Below are 14774 nucleotides of genomic sequence, written 5' to 3'. Positions count from 1 at the left end.
CCTCTCGGCAAGGAGGACCGAGGACCACAGCGCACCCAGGCTGGAGGAGTCCTCTGACGCACAGCGGAACAACCGCATCCAGCCCCAGCACTCACTCACGCTTACCGGAAGTCGCTCATGCTCAGTAAACCGGCAGCAGCTTCCGACCCCTTGCCGACCAGCGACTTGAGCGCGTCGAGCAACGGCTCCCGCCCGCGCACCCGGCGATCGAGACGGCCCAGCGGCGGGGCGACGGTCAGGGCGCCCGGCGTGGGCGTCTCGGGCGCCGGCGCGGGAAACCCGAACTGGGCGTGCTGGGCGTAGATGACGACCGACTGGTCCGCCACACCGGAGAACTCCTCGACGAACGCGGTCAGTTGGCCGGACAACTCCGGATCCCGGGCCAGCAGCGTGCGCAGCGTGGCGTCCCACCGCTCCCGCTGCTCGCGCAGGATGATCTCCTGCCGGCCCGGTGGCGCGGCATCGAGCGCCGCCCGCGCGCGGTCCAGCTCCGCGACACCCTCGCGCCCCAGGATCCGGGCGATCCGGTTCCGGGCCGCCTGCCACGCGTCCGTGGTCATCAGCGCGACCATCGTGCCCGCGGCGGCGGCAGCGGTCTGGGTGAACAACTCTGCCCCGAACATCGAGGACCCCCTGTCGGCACACACCTCGACGGCTACGTCCGAACCCCTCTCCCGGCTTCAGGGTCTCATGTCCCTTCCATGGAAGGGGATTTGAGAGCGCAGGCGAAGTTCGAAAGTGCGGTATCGGGAGGGGCGGTCGCGGTGTTGTGTCCCGTGACACCGCACGAGGGGAGCCGTACATGCGTATCGGAGTGGCACCGCACCGCCTGTGGCCCGCGGGAGAGGACGAGCTCGACGGCGTCCTGGAAACGGCCCGCACGGCCGAGGACCTGGGCTTCGACCACGTCATCGCGAGCAGCCACCTGCTGGCCGGGGATCTCGGCGTCACTCCGGACCCGCTCGTCCTGCTGTCCGCCGTGGCCGGGGCGACCACCCGGATCGGCCTGGTGACCAGCGTCCTGATCCTTCCGCTCTACAACCCGGCCGTGATCGCGCACCAGAGCGCCACCCTCGACCGCCTCTCCGGCGGCCGCTTCACGCTGGGGGTCGGGACCGGCTGGGACGCCGAGGAGTTCGCCGCCGCGGGGGTGGCGTTCGCCGGGCGCGGCCGGCGCGCCGACGAACAGCTGGCCGTCATACGGGGTCTGTGGCGGGGCGGCGAGGGACAGCCGCGGCTCGGGGTGCGGCCGCGTGCGGACGGCGGTCCCGGGGTGTGGGTCGGCGGACACAGTGACGGGGCGCTGCGCCGCGCGCTGCGGTACGGCGACGCCTGGCACGGCTCCGGCCTCGACGCGGCCGGGCTCACCGAGGTACGGGACCGGCTGGCCGTACTCGGGGAGGAGGCGGGTCGGGATCCGGCCATGCCGCCGCTGGAGCTGACGGCGGGGCACTTCCTGCTGCCGCCGGGCTTCGCGGCGGCCGTCACCCCGCCCGGGCGTCGTCCGCTGGGCGGAGCGGACGCGACCGCGGAGAGCGTACGGGAGGAGCTCGGGCAGCTGGCCGATGCCGGGCTCACCGCGTGCTCCCTGTGGCTGCCGGTGGCCACGGAGGCGTTGCCGGACGCACTGGCCTGGGTCGCCGACGAGGTCCTCCCGCATTTCTCCAAGGGCTGACGATTTTCTCCAAGGACTGATGAGTGGGCGGACTGACGATTCGGCTTGCTTGTATGTGGTGATCATGTCAAACGGGTCGTCATCATGCGCCCATGGCGTTACGACCCTGGCGCACGGGAAGAGAAAGGGCGGCCGTCGCCGCTGCCGCTCTCACGCTGGCGCTCGCGGCCTGCGGCGACGACGGAGACTCCACGTCCTCGGACGGTGGGGGAACGACCATCACCGTGGCCGCGCTGCCGCTGAGCGACTGCGCCATGCTCTACATCGCACAGGACCGCGGCCTGTTCGAGAAGGAGGGCCTGGACGTCCGCGTCCAGCAGATCCAGCAGAGCCTCCAGGCACTGCCCGCCCTGGCCAAGGGCCAGATCGACATGGTGGCCAGCGCCAACTACGTCACCTACCTCCAAGCCCACGAACAGGGCACCCTCGACATCCGCATCGTCGCCGAGGCGATCAGGGCCGCGCCACGCATGATGGACGTCCTGGTGCCGAAGGACTCCGACATCAAGAGCCTCGCCGACCTCGAGGGCAAGAAGCTCGCCGTGAACGTCCTCAACAACGTGCAGTCGCTGACCTTCAACGAGATCCTCGAGAAGGAGGGAGTCGGCGACCCCGTCTACCGGCAGATCCCCTTCCCGCAGATGGGCGCGGCCCTGGAGAAGGGTCAGGTCGACGCCGTGCACGCCGTCGAGCCCTACGACAGCGCCATCCAGGACGAGTTGGGCGCGCGGATCCTCGTGGACGGGGCGTCCGCGCCCGTCGAGTCCATCCCGCTCAGCGGATACATCACCACCCGCCGGTACGCCGACCGGAACGCCGAACCGCTGGCCGCCTTCCAGCGGGCCATCGAGGCCGCCGTGAAGATCGCCGCCGAGGACCCCTCTGCCGTGCGCGACGCGCTGCCGACGTACACCAAGGTGACCAAGGAGCAGGCCGAGTCGATCGACCTGCCCGTCTATCCGCCGGACATGGACGGCGAGCAGATCGCCCGGCTCGCCGATCTCATGCGCAAACAGGGGATGTTGAAGAAGCCGATCGACCCGGCGACGCTGCTGGTGAAGTGAGAGGGCGCCGGCGGTGCGGGACGTGAGGGCGGCACGTCGGGAGTTCGGCCTCGGTGCCCTCGGCGTGCTGCTCGCCTTCGGCGTGTGCGAGGCGGTGAGCCGGGCCGGAATCGTCCGCCGCAGCTACCTCCCGCCCGCCTCCGAAGTCCTCGCCCGCGCCGCCGAGCTGGCGGGCGACGCGGCCTTCCTCGACGGAATCGGCGCCACCCTGCGCGCCTGGGCGCTCGGGCTCGGCCTCGCCTGCGTGATCGCCGTGCCGCTCGGGCTGCTGCTGGGCAGTGTGCCGCTCGTCGACTCCGCCGTACGCGCGATCGTCGAGGTCCTGCGCCCGCTGCCGTCCGTCGCGCTGATCCCGCTGGTCTCCCTGCTGCTCGGCTCCGGCACCGGCACCGAGGTCGCGCTGATCGCCTACGCCTGCGTCTGGCCCATCCTCTTCAACACCGTCTACGGCCTCGGCGAGACCGACCCCCTCGCCAAGGAAACCCTGCGCGCCTTCGGCTTCGGCCGGCTCGCCGTACTGCTGCGCGTGGAACTGCCCGGCACCGCCCCCTTCATCGCCGCCGGCATCCGCATCTCGGCCGCGGTCGCCCTCATCCTGGCCGTCGCCACGGAACTCCTCGCCGGCTTCGGCGAGGGCCTCGGCATCTTCATCGCCCAGGCCGGCCTGGCCACGGACGGCACCCTTGACGTGCTCGCGGGGGTGGTGTGGGCGGGGACGCTGGGACTGGTCGTCAACGGCGTACTGGTGTGGGGCGAACGACGGTTGTTCCCGTGGACGCCGGAGCATCGGGGGGCTGACGGGGGAGGCAGGGGGAGGTGAGCGGGGGGCTGGGGCCGGAGCCGGAGCCGGAGGGGAGTGGGAGCGGGGGTGTATCGGAGGGGAGTTCCGCGGGGGGTGTGGACGGCGGCGGGGCTTCTGCCGGTCGGGGTGGATCGGAGGGGGCTTCTTCGGGGCGGGGTGGATCGGAGGGGGCTTCTGCGGGTCGGGTTGGATCTGGCGGGGTGTCCGGGGGGCGGCCCGGATCGGAGGGGGCTTCTGCGGGGCGGGGTGGGTCGGGCGAGTCATCCGCGGAGCGGCCCGGATCCAGCGGGGCTTCTGCGGGGCGGCCCGGCTCAGGCGGGGCGTCCGCAGGTCGGCCCCGATCCAGCGGGGCGTCCGCGTGCCGGACTGGATCGAGTGGCGCACCCGCGCGCCCAGCCGCGTCGGACAGGATCGGCGCTGCGGACGGGATCGCCGCGTCGAACGGAACCTCCTCAGCCTCCCCGCCCCGTACCGGGACCTCACCACCTCGTACCGGCGTCGCGGCGCACCCCGCTCTCGTCCGCTGGCTCGTCCTTGTCATCGCCGTAGGTGCCTGGGAGGTGGCCGCCCGAGCCCATGGCAGCGTGTACTTCCCGCCCCCGGCCCGTATCGCGCGCCACGCCCACGACCTGTGGTTCTCCGGGCCCGTCCGGCACGCGTTCCTCACCTCCGCCGCCGTGGACGACATCCTGCCCAGCCTCGGCCGCCTGACCGCGGGGTTCCTGCTCGCCGCCGTCGCCGGGATCGCGCTCGGCATCGCGATCGGCCGCTCGCGCCGGGCGTACGCGCTGTGCAACCCCGTCCTGCAGTTCGCGCGGGCCGTCCCGCCACCTGCCCTGGTGCCCGTCTTCGTCGTCGTCTTCGCTTTCGGTACGCCGATGCAGATCGCGTCGATCGCCTTCAGCGCCGTCTGGCCGGTGCTGATCAACACGGCGGCGGGGGCGCTCAACACCGACCCGCTGCGCCTCGACGTCGCCGCCGTCCTGCGGCTGAACGGCGCCGAACGCCTGTGGTTCCTCGTACTGCCGTCCGCGCTGCCCCGCATCTTCGCGGGCCTGCGGCTGAGCCTGTCGCTCTCCCTCATCCTCATGGTGTTCTCCGAACTGCTGCCGGGCACCGCGAACGGCATCGGCTTCACCCTCACCGACGCCCAGTCCCGCTCCGACCTGCTCACCGTGTGGGCGGCCCTGGTCCTGCTCGGCGTCCTCGGGTATCTGCTCAACACCGCCCTCCTGGCGGTCGAGGGACGGCTGCTCAGCAGCGGGAAGGCCAGGTGACCGACCACATGCTCGACCTCTCGGCGGTGGGCCAGTACTACGGCGACCACCAGGTCCTGCACGACATCACCCTCACCGTCCCCGACGGCCAACTCCTGTGTGTCGTCGGACCGTCGGGCTGCGGCAAGTCCACACTGCTGCGCACGATCGCCGGCCTGCTCCCCGCGCGCGAGGGCACCGTCACGATCGACGACACCCCCGTCACGGGCGTCCCCGACCGCCTGGCCGTCGTCTTCCAGGACTACGGACGCTCCCTCCTGCCCTGGCTCACGGTCCGCGACAACGTCGCGCTCCCGCTGCGCCGGCGGGGCCTCGGCCGGGCCGAGCGGCGCGCCGAGGCCGACCGCATCCTCGACCGCGTCGGCCTCTCCGGCACCGCCCGCCGCCACCCCTGGCAGCTCTCCGGCGGCATGCAGCAACGCGTCGCCATCGCCCGCGCCCTGGTCTGCCGTCCCACCCTCCTCCTCATGGACGAACCCTTCGGCTCCCTGGACGCCCAGACCCGCGAGGACCTGGAGGACCTCCTCCTGGAGGTCCACCGCACCGACGGCGCGACCATCGTGTTCGTCACCCATGACATCGACGAGAGCGTCTACGTCGGCGACCGCGTCGTCGTCCTCACCCCGGGCCCCGCCTCGAAGATCGCCCTGGATCTGCCGGTCCCGCTCCCCGGTGAACGGGACCAGATCGCCACCAGGGGTCTGCCGGAGTTCGTGGCGCTGCGCGCTCAGGTGGGGCGGGCGGTGCGCGGGCAGGTCAGATGAGGCGGATGTCCTGCCACACGAGCCGGTGGTCCGACGTCGGCACAGTCGTGCCGTTCCCGACCAGCCGGTACAGCGGGTCGTCCGGGGTCGGCCAGAAGACGCCGTTCGCCGCCGGTATGAGCCCCCTGGACGGGATGACGTGGTCGACGCGCAGATTCCCGGGCGCGGTGTCCCCGAAGTCGGCCGTGTCGTACGCCGGATCACCGACGTGCGAGGCATTCGCCCCGCCCTGGAACCTCGCCGCCTCGACACCCCCGGCACTCGCCGGCGGCGTGGACGGCAGGCGCACCGCCGGGTGGTCGAGGAGCAGCCGTACGGCGTGGTCGTAACTGTCACCGTCGTACGGATCCGCGTTCAGGTCGCCCGCGAGCACGAACCGGGCCCCGGGCCGCAGCCCGCCCCGGCCGCCCTTGTCGTCGTACAGATACGCGCCGCGCCGGCGCCCGCCTATGTAGTCGGCCCACAGCCGGATCTCGTCGTGGTTGCGCCGGCCGTTGCGGTCCTCGGGCCCGTCGAAGGTGGGCGGCGTCGGATGCGACACCAGGAAGTGCACGGTGTCCGCCGCCGAGGGCCCGAGGCGCACCGGCACGTCCCAGTGGCTCTTGGAGGAGAGCCGCAGGACATCGCGCGCGGCGTCGCTGTAGTAGCCCTCGGGCATGACGTTGTCCGGCATGTCCTTCCACAGGAAGCGCTGGAAGGTGCGTATCGCGCGCGTGTCGATCGGGAACTTGGAGAGCACGAGCATGCCGTACTGCCCGGGGAACCAGCCGTAGCCGAAGGCGTCCTGGCCGTACGCGTCCGAACCGGGCGTCGTCACCGCCCCGTTGCGCCCGTCGAGGTCCACCCCGGAGGCCACGCCCGTGTTCACCGGGCCGGTGAAGTGGTACGGGAAGCGGATCGGCCGTGCCCCGCTCTGGCCCACGGCGAGGTAGTTGCGCAGGAACAGCCGGGCCGCGGTGCCGTCCTTGTCGTAGTCGAACTCGTTGACCAGCAGGACGTCGGGGTCGACGCGCTGGATGGTCTCCGCCACGTTGCGCGCCTGGGTGTTGTCCGGCGTGGACAGGTCGGTGACCAGTGCGCCCTGGGTGCCGCGGTTCAAGGACGCGTTGAACGTGGCGAACCGGACGGTCCGCCGGCCGGTCGCCGACGCGGGGACCGCGGTGGTGCCGGCCAGGGCCGCACCGGCGAGTGCGGCGAGCGTGGCGCGGCGGGAGAAGGTTCTGGGGTCGTGGTTCATCGGGGCTCCGGTGAGACGGCGGACACGTGAACTGTTGAAGTCTGCGCGCGTAGAGGTGAACGCCACAAGTGCCGCTCAGAACTCCCGGGTTCACCCCCGATTCACACGATGGTGTGATCATTCCCCGGCCTGTGGATGCCCCCGCGGGGCCCCGGGTAGGGCCCGGCCATGACGCAGCAGCCCTTCGAACTCCCGCACTTCTACATGCCGTATCCCGCACGGCTCAATCCACATGTCGACGAGGCCCGCGCCCACTCGACGCAGTGGGCGCGCGACATGGGCATGTTGGAGGGCTCCGGGATCTGGGAGCAGTCCGATCTCGACGCGCACGACTACGGCCTGCTCTGCGCCTACACCCACCCCGACTGCGACGGCCCGGCCCTGTCGCTGATCACCGACTGGTACGTGTGGGTCTTCTTCTTCGACGACCACTTCCTGGAGATCTTCAAGCGCACTCAGGACCGCGCCGGCGGCAAGGCCTACCTGGACCGGCTGCCGCTGTTCATGCCGATGGACCTCTCGACGCCGATGCCCGAGCCGCAGAACCCGGTCGAGGCGGGCCTCGCCGACCTGTGGACGCGTACCGTGCCGTCGATGTCGGCGGACTGGCGCCGCCGTTTCGCCGTGGCCACGGAGCACTTGCTCAACGAGTCCCTGTGGGAGCTGTCCAACATCAACGAGGGGCGGATCGCCAACCCCGTCGAGTACATCGAGATGCGCCGCAAGGTGGGCGGCGCCCCCTGGTCGGCCGGCCTCGTGGAGTACGCGACCGCCGAAGTCCCCCCGTCCGTGGCCGCATCGAGGCCCCTCAGGGTGCTGATGGAGACCTTCTCCGACGGCGTCCACCTGCGCAACGACCTGTTCTCCTACCAGCGGGAGGTCGAGGAGGAGGGCGAGCTCAGCAATGGCGTGCTCGTCCTGGAGACCTTCTTCGGCTGCACCACCCAGGAGGCCGCCGACACCGTCAACGACGTCCTCACCTCCCGCCTCCACCAGTTCGAGCACACCGCCCTCACCGAGGTCCCCGCCCTGGCCCTGGAACAGGGGCTCGCCCCGCACGAGGTGACCGCGGTCGCCAAGTACACGCAGGGACTGCAGGACTGGCAGTCCGGCGGCCACGAATGGCACATGCGCTCCAGCCGGTACATGAACGCGCGGGCCGAGACCACCAAGCCGTGGCAGGGCCTCACCGGCCCCGGCACCTCCGCCGCCGACGTCGGCGCACTGCTCGCCGCGGCCGGCGCCGAACGCCTGCGCGCCTACACGCACGTGCCGTACCAGAAGGTCGGCCTCTCCCTGCTGCCCGACTTCCACATGCCCTTCGAACTCGAACTCAGCCCGCACCTGGAGGGCGCCCGCAGCCGCCTCACCGACTGGGTGAACGCCATGGGCATCCTCCAGGAAGGCGTCTGGGACGAGGACAAACTCGCCGCGTACGACCTCCCGTTGTGCGCGGCCGGCCTCGACCCGGACGCGACCCCCGAGGCCCTCGACCTCAGCTCGCAGTGGCTCGCCTGGGGCACCTACGGCGACGACTACTACCCCCTCGTCTTCGGCCACCGCCGCGACCTGGCCGCCGCCCGCCTGACCACCGCCCGCCTCTCGGCCTGCATGCCCGTCGACGGCGAGGAGGCCGTCGTCCCGCTCAACGCCATGGAGCGCGCCCTCACCGACCTGTGGGCGCGTACGACCGCCAGGATGACGCCCGACCAACGGCGCACCCTGAAGGCCGCGATCGACGTGATGACCGAGAGCTGGGTGTGGGAGCTGTCCAACCAGCTCCAGAACCGCATCCCCGACCCGGTCGACTACCTGGAGATGCGGCGCGCCACCTTCGGCGCCGACCTCACCATGAGCCTGTGCCGGATGGGCCACGGCGCGGCCGTCCCGCCGGAGGTGTACCGCAGCGGCCCGGTCCGCTCCCTGGAGAACGCCGCCGTCGACTACGCCTGCCTGCTCAACGACGTGTTCTCGTACCAGAAGGAGATCGAGTACGAGGGCGAGATCCACAACGCGATCCTCGTCGTGCAGAACTTCTTCGGCATCGACTACCCGACCGCGCTCGGCGTCGTCCACGACCTGATGACCCAGCGCATGCAGCAGTTCGAACACGTCGCCGCACACGAACTGCCCGTCGTGTACGACGACTTCGCGCTCTCGGCCGAGGCGCGCGAGGTCATGCAGGGCTATGTCGTCGACCTGCAGAACTGGATGGCGGGCATCCTGAACTGGCATCGCGAGGTCGACCGCTACAAGGCCGACTGGCTGTCCGGCCGTGCCCACGGATTCCTGCCGGACCGGGCCCCTGTCGTGCCGGTCGGCTGAGGTCCGGGCGTCAGACGGGCTGTCCCGCGGCCCGCGTCGCGTGCTCCACCGCGGCTCGCGCCAGCGCCCGGACGATCGGGTGCGGGCGTGAGCCGTCGCCGGACAGCTCCGGCTGGAAGAGCGAGGCCAGGAAGAAGGGATGGCCCGGTAGTTCGGCGATCCGGACGTGACCGTCCTCGTCGTACCCGGAGAAGCGCAGGCCGTGCGCGCGCAGCGTGTCGAGGTGGCGGGTCGGGCCGTACGCGCAGAAGTAGTGCTCGACCGTGCGCTCCGAGCCGATCACCGACTGGGCGAGTGAGCCCGGCTCGACGCTCACCACGGCCTCGTGGCCGACGAGCGAACAGGCGAGCGGCTCGATGAGGAAGTCGTCGGCGTCCGGGTCGTTCTCGGCGTGCGCCACCCGCGTCAGACCGCACACGTCACGCGCGTACTCCAGGAGCGCGTGCTGGAATCCGCCGCACGTGCCCAGGAACGGAATCCCCGCCACGCGCGCGGTACGGATCGCGGCGAGCACGCCGGTTTCGCTGCGGTAGGGGCTGCCGGGTACGACCCACACCGCGTCGAACCCGCGTACGGCGCCTTCCTCCGCCGCCTCCTCGGACGGGATCCAGTAGGCGTCCAGGACGAGCCGGTCGCGCTCGGCGAGGGCGTCGAGGAGGAGCGGGATGCGGGTGTGGGACACGACGTTGGGGGAGCGGTCGCCGACAAGGGCGAGCCGGGCTGTGGTGGTGGTCATGGGCTCATCCTGTGCGCGGCCCGGAGTTCACGTCCAACGATGATTCCTGCACCCTCGATAAGCAGAGCTGATGGGGTGCGGGATCCTGGCCGGCATGGACCCGCACCTCCTGCGCACCTACGTCACCGTCGCCCGCCTCTCCTCCTTCTCGGAGGCCGCCCGCACGCTGGGCTACACCCAGTCGGCGGTGTCCCAGCACATCGCGGCCCTCGAACAGGACCTCGGCGCACCGCTGCTCACCCGCCGCCCCGTCGTGCCCACCGCGGCCGGCGAGCGGCTCCTCGAACACGCGGGCCCGCTGCTGCTGCGCCTGGACGCGGCCCGCGCGGACGTCGTACGCGTGGCGGCGGCCCCGGAGCACGGCCTGACGCTCGCCGCCGCGCCGACCGCCCTCGGCCCGCGGGCCGTCGCCGCGCTGCCCGCCGCCGGGGTGACGGTGCGGGTGCTGGCCCGCGACGGGATCCCGGCGGCCGTCGCCACCGGCACCGCCGACCTGGGCCTGGTCGACGGCCTGGCCGCACCCAGCGATCCACTGCGGCTGCCCGACGTGGCCCCGTTGACCACGCACGGCGTCGGCGAGGAACCCGTGTGCGTCCTGCTGCCCGCCGCCCACCCGCTGGCCCGGCGCACCGGACTGCGCCTCGCGGACCTCTCCGCCGCCCGCTGGCTGGACGCCCCCGACGCGGGCCTGCCGCTCGCCCAACTCCGTGCGGCGGGCGGCGGCGGCCACGGCTTCCGGCCCGCCCTGCGCTACGAGGGCACCGACGTGCGCCTCCTGACCGCCCTGTCCCTCGCCGGCCACGGCCTGACCCTGCTGCCCCGGTCGGTGGCCGCCGGGGTGCCCGGCGCGGTCGCCGTCCCGGTCACCGAGCCGCGGGTCGTGCACCGGACGGAACTGGTGTGCACGGGGGCCCCGCGGGGAGCGGCGGCCCGGCTGATGGAGGTGCTGGTGGGGCGGAAGTGAGTACCTTCCCGCCCCTGACCGAGGGCCAGTCTCACTCGTTCGTGGCTCGTGGTGCGCCGGTGCGCCGGGTAGATCAACAAGCGGGATCGATCCGCGACCGCCGGAGGCGATCCGCACCAGCCGGAGGCGATCCATGGAACAGACTGCGTTGCGTCCCAAGCCGATGCCCGGCCGGGAACCCGGCGGCGGCACCAAGCCCGGCGCGGCCAGGCGCCCGCACGCCGCGCGCCGGCGTGGCCGGCGGCTGCGGGCCCTGCTGTTCGCCCTGTCCGTCGGCACGGTCCTGGTCCTGTCCGGCGTCGGCCTCGGCACGGTCGGCGCCACAGTGATCGGCCTGAGCAAGCTCGCCGAACTCCAGCGGCAGGCGGGGGAGCAGGGACGGCCGGGGCAGGCGGTGCCGGGAGCGTCGGGCGGCTGGGGGAGCGCGTCCGCCTCGGCGCGCCCCGGACCTTCCGTCTCGACCACGACCGCTGCGCCGGCGCCCGTCGGCGTGACCCTCGGCCTGGAGGCCGTGGACGCCGAGAAGGTGGGCGCCCAGGTCGTCGGCGTCCACGTCCCCGGCCCGGCGTTCTCGGCGGGCCTGGTCCGCGGCGACGTACTCCTCGTGTTCGGCCGCACCCGGGTCGACTCGGCGGCCGACCTCGCCCGAGCGGTCGCCGACGCCCGCCCCGGCAAGGAGGTCGTGCTGACGGTCCGCCACCGCAGCGGCGGCTACCAGCAGTTGACGGTCGTGCCCGGCGTCGTCACATGACTACCCGCAGCAGTTGACGGTCGTCCCCCGGCGTCGTCACATGACCACCCGGAAGTGACTCGTCAGCCGCCCCCCGTCGTCCAGCACGTGAAAGGCCAGCCCGACCGGAGCGTCCCGGTCCGCGATCTGCTCGCCCTCCCAGGGCAGCCGCAGCGTCCAGGTCACCCCCGGCCCGACGACCAGCGGGCGCCCGGCGAACACGGTCGCGGCGGGCGTGTGCGCGTGACCGGTGATCAGCCCGGCGATCTCGGGACGGCGCTCCAGCAGTGCCGCGAGCCGGTCGGGCCGGCCCAGCCGGTAGGAGTCGGGCTGGGGGCACCTCCCACGCCCTTCAGGCGGTGGGGGAGGGTGGTGCAGCGCGACCGGCGGGTGATGGAAGGCCAGCAGCGCCGGAAGGCTCCCGCCGAGTTCGTCGAGGGTCGCCTCGATCCAGTCGTACGTCTCCTCGTCCAGGGCACCTTCGTCGCTGCCCGGGATGCTGGAGTCGCACATCAGCACGGCGCCGTCGTCGAAGACGTGCGCGCTGTTGACCGGTCCGTCGGCCGAGGGGCGGTCGAGCAGGGCCTTGCGGTACGGCGCCCGGCTGTCGTGGTTGCCCGGGCAGGTCAGTACCGGGAACGGGGCGTCACCGTCGCGCGGCCGAGGATGCGGGCGGCCTCCTCGTACTCCGCCTCCGTGCCGTGGTCCGCGAGTCCCCGGTCACCAGCAGTGCGTCCACCCGCCCCGGCAGCCGCCACAGCCGGTCACGCACGCGCTCGGCGCGTTCGGTCGCCCGGGTGCTTCCGTCCAGATGCAGATCGCTGATGTGCGCGAGTACGAGCACGAAAAGTGCCTCCTGGGGGTGTGTCTAATGGAGTGCCGCGATCTAAGCATTAGGAATAATGGTCGTGCAACGCTCGGACATCAGGAGAAAAGGCCGTCGGCGCGTCCGAAAGACCTGGCAACCGGCTCGCGCCGCCCCCGCTGTCCGGGCAGGATGCTGCCCGTAGTCCCTTCACCCGCCCCGGGAGGCCCGGATGACCGGCAGTACGGCCGCGCCCTTCACCGCCGACGACTACAGGGCCCGTATGGAACGCGCGGCGCGGGCGGCCGCCGAGACCGGGCTGGCCGGGCTGCTGGTCGCACCGGGACCGGACCTGGTCTGGCTCACCGGCTACACGCCCACCGCGACCACCGAACGGCTCACCCTGTTGGTCCTCGCCCCCGGACAGGATCCCGTCCTCGTCGTCCCCACCCTGGAGGCCCCGGACGCCGCGAAGGCGCCCGGCGCGTCCGCACTGACCCTGCGCGACTGGACCGACGGCAAGGACCCCTACGCCGCCACCGCAGCCCTCCTCGACGCCTCCGGCAGCTTCGGCGTCAGCGACAACGCCTGGGCGATGCACCTCCTGGGACTGCAGAAGGCGCTGCCCGGCACCTCCTACGCCTCCCTCACCGAGGCCCTGCCGATGCTGCGCGCCGTCAAGGACGCGGCGGAGCTCAAGCTGTTGGCGGCCGCGGGCGCGGCAGCGGACGCAACGTTCGAGGACATCCGGAACGTTCCCTTCGCCGGCCGCAGGGAGTCCGAGATCGCCGCGGACCTCGACCGGCTGCTGCGGGAACACGGCCACGCACAGGTCGACTTCACGATCGTCGCCTCCGGCCCCAACGGCGCCAACCCGCACCACGAGGTGGGCGACCGGGTCGTCGAGCGCGGCGACATGGTCGTCCTGGACTTCGGCGGCCTCAAGGACGGCTACGGCTCCGACACCTCCCGCACGGTCCACGTCGGCGAACCCAGCGACGAGGAACGCCGGGTCCACGACCTGGTGCGCGCGGCCCAGGAGGCGGGCTTCCGTGCGGTACGGCCCGGCGTCGCCTGCCAGGAGGTCGACCGGGCCGCCCGCGCGGTCATCGCCGACGCCGGGTACGGCGAGTACTTCATCCACCGCACCGGCCACGGCATCGGCGTCACCACGCACGAGCCGCCGTACATGATCGAGGGCGAGGAGCAGCCCCTGGTGCCCGGCATGTGCTTCTCCGTGGAACCCGGCATCTATCTGCCGGGCCGGTTCGGGGTACGCATCGAGGACATCGTCACCGTCACCGAGGACGGCGGCCGCCGCCTCAACGACACGACCCGCGAGATGGTGATAGTGGACTGACGCAGCAGCGACAGCACGAGCAGGAAGCCCCTACGTCCTCAGGAACGACAACGGCGCGACCATGACCCAGGCACCGACACCCACCGCGGACACCGTCCGCCGGCTGGTCCGCACCCTGCTCAAGGAGGGCGCGGCCGACACCGGCGGCCCCGACGTGCGGCCCGCCGCCGAGGGCGGCGAACCCGCCACCTGGTGGGTCGGCACGCGCCATGTGCTGCGCCTGGCCCCCGACCGCGAGGCCGCCGCCCGCCGACGCCGCGAACTGCGCCTGCGTGACCTCGTCCGCCCCCACCTGCCGGTCGCGGTGCCCACGAGCGTGGCGCACGGCGAGTGGGCGCCCGGGCTGACGTACACGCTGGACACGAAGCTGCCCGGCGGCTCCGGGGAGGACCACGACGTGTCCGCCGTCGGCGAGGCCGACCTGGCCGGGCTGCTCACGGGCCTGCGCGAGGTGCCGGTCCGGCAGGCGGAGGCCCTCGGGGTGCCGCGCGCCGGACCGCGCTCCCTCGAGGCCCTGCGCCGGGAGGCCGAGCGCGCGGTCGAACGCCTGGCCAAGGCCGACGAGTTCGACCCCGCGAGCCTCCAGCAGCTCACGGCCCCGGCCGCGGTCCAGCTCGCCGCCCAGTCCGGCAGCGCGGTCCTCGTCCACCACGGCCTCACCGGCGACCACCTCGTGGTCAGCCCAGACGGCCGGGTGCGCGGGGTCCTGGACTGGACCGACGCGGTCGTCGGCGACCCCGCCGAGGACATCGCCGGCCTCGCCCGCGCCGTCGGCTCCCCGGCCGCCGTCCGCGCCGCCACCCTCGCCGGCTACGGCGCCCGCCCCTGCCTGCGCGGCCTGTGGCTGGCCCGCTGCGACACGGTCGTCCAGCTCGCCGCCAGCCTTCAGGGCCGCGACGACACCCCCCTCCCGCTCCTCAGGACCCGGCTGCGACGCGCCTGGGAGGCGATCCTGCTGGAACGGGTGACGGAACTGCGGGACGAGGAGACGGACGAGTAGCGGTACGGAGACATCCGCCGGGCGCCGGTTCTGAC

13 protein-coding genes and 1 pseudogene are annotated in these 14774 nt (G+C 72.7%); 10 read left to right on the top strand and 4 right to left on the bottom strand.

Going from position 1 to position 14774, the window contains the following annotated elements:
• Positions 1-101: 101 nt before the first annotated feature.
• On the bottom strand, positions 102-623 hold the full coding sequence (locus OG252_RS13595) for a hypothetical protein (protein WP_266432286.1): 522 nt from the start codon (positions 621-623) through the stop codon (positions 102-104).
• 179 nt (positions 624-802) lie between these two features.
• On the opposite strand from OG252_RS13595, the gene OG252_RS13590 reads away from it, so the two are divergent.
• The 5 genes from OG252_RS13590 (at position 803) to OG252_RS13570 (ending at position 5582) form a co-directional block, all read left to right on the top strand.
• Positions 803-1675, top strand: a complete 873-nt coding sequence (locus OG252_RS13590; protein ID WP_329336247.1) for a TIGR03619 family F420-dependent LLM class oxidoreductase — start codon at positions 803-805, stop codon at positions 1673-1675.
• Positions 1676-1767: 92 nt separating this feature from the next.
• Positions 1768-2739, top strand: a complete 972-nt coding sequence (locus tag OG252_RS13585) for an ABC transporter substrate-binding protein (RefSeq protein WP_329336244.1) — start codon at positions 1768-1770, stop codon at positions 2737-2739.
• Positions 2740-2761: 22 nt separating this feature from the next.
• Positions 2762-3559 (top strand): ABC transporter permease, encoded by a 798-nt coding sequence (locus tag OG252_RS13580; RefSeq protein WP_266432280.1) that lies wholly within the window; start codon positions 2762-2764, stop codon positions 3557-3559.
• Positions 3560-4101: 542 nt separating this feature from the next.
• A complete protein-coding gene (locus OG252_RS13575) occupies positions 4102-4818 on the top strand; it encodes an ABC transporter permease (protein ID WP_323185918.1) in 717 nt (238 codons plus the stop codon).
• 8 nt (positions 4819-4826) lie between these two features.
• The gene (locus OG252_RS13570; protein ID WP_329345136.1) at positions 4827-5582 is read left to right on the top strand and encodes an ABC transporter ATP-binding protein; all 756 of its coding nucleotides are present in this window, start codon (positions 4827-4829) and stop codon (positions 5580-5582) included.
• Here the strand turns inward: OG252_RS13570 and OG252_RS13565 are convergent.
• On the bottom strand, positions 5575-6819 hold the full coding sequence (locus OG252_RS13565) for an endonuclease/exonuclease/phosphatase family protein (RefSeq protein WP_329336240.1): 1245 nt from the start codon (positions 6817-6819) through the stop codon (positions 5575-5577). The two genes, OG252_RS13570 and OG252_RS13565, sit on opposite strands and share 8 nt — an antisense overlap.
• Before the next feature lie 168 nt (positions 6820-6987).
• On the opposite strand from OG252_RS13565, the gene cyc2 reads away from it, so the two are divergent.
• On the top strand, positions 6988-9144 hold the full coding sequence (gene cyc2 / locus OG252_RS13560) for a germacradienol/geosmin synthase Cyc2 (protein ID WP_329336238.1): 2157 nt from the start codon (positions 6988-6990) through the stop codon (positions 9142-9144).
• A 10-nt stretch (positions 9145-9154) separates the two neighbouring features.
• On the opposite strand, the gene OG252_RS13555 is transcribed toward cyc2, so the two are convergent.
• A complete protein-coding gene (locus tag OG252_RS13555; protein WP_329336236.1) occupies positions 9155-9880 on the bottom strand; it encodes a CTP synthase C-terminal region-related (seleno)protein in 726 nt (241 codons plus the stop codon).
• A gap of 94 nt (positions 9881-9974) precedes the next feature.
• On the opposite strand from OG252_RS13555, the gene OG252_RS13550 reads away from it, so the two are divergent.
• Positions 9975-10844, top strand: coding sequence for a LysR family transcriptional regulator (locus tag OG252_RS13550; protein ID WP_329336234.1), 870 nt, complete (start codon positions 9975-9977; stop codon positions 10842-10844).
• Between the two features lie 133 nt (positions 10845-10977).
• Positions 10978-11595 (top strand): PDZ domain-containing protein, encoded by a 618-nt coding sequence (locus OG252_RS13545; RefSeq protein ID WP_266432269.1) that lies wholly within the window; start codon positions 10978-10980, stop codon positions 11593-11595.
• A 36-nt stretch (positions 11596-11631) separates the two neighbouring features.
• Here the strand turns inward: OG252_RS13545 and OG252_RS13540 are convergent.
• A pseudogene (locus tag OG252_RS13540) lies at positions 11632-12418 on the bottom strand (metallophosphoesterase).
• Between the two features lie 193 nt (positions 12419-12611).
• Between OG252_RS13540 and OG252_RS13535 the strand changes: the two are divergent.
• Both OG252_RS13535 and OG252_RS13530 read left to right on the top strand, forming a co-directional pair.
• A complete protein-coding gene (locus tag OG252_RS13535) occupies positions 12612-13739 on the top strand; it encodes an aminopeptidase P family protein (protein WP_329336232.1) in 1128 nt (375 codons plus the stop codon).
• Between the two features lie 61 nt (positions 13740-13800).
• A complete protein-coding gene (locus OG252_RS13530; RefSeq protein WP_266432265.1) occupies positions 13801-14739 on the top strand; it encodes an aminoglycoside phosphotransferase family protein in 939 nt (312 codons plus the stop codon).
• Positions 14740-14774: the final 35 nt, after the last annotated feature.

Source organism: Streptomyces sp. NBC_01352, from assembly GCF_036237295.1.
Lineage (GTDB): Bacteria > Actinomycetota > Actinomycetes > Streptomycetales > Streptomycetaceae > Streptomyces > Streptomyces plumbiresistens.
This window is presented reverse-complemented; position numbering and strand designations above follow the sequence as displayed.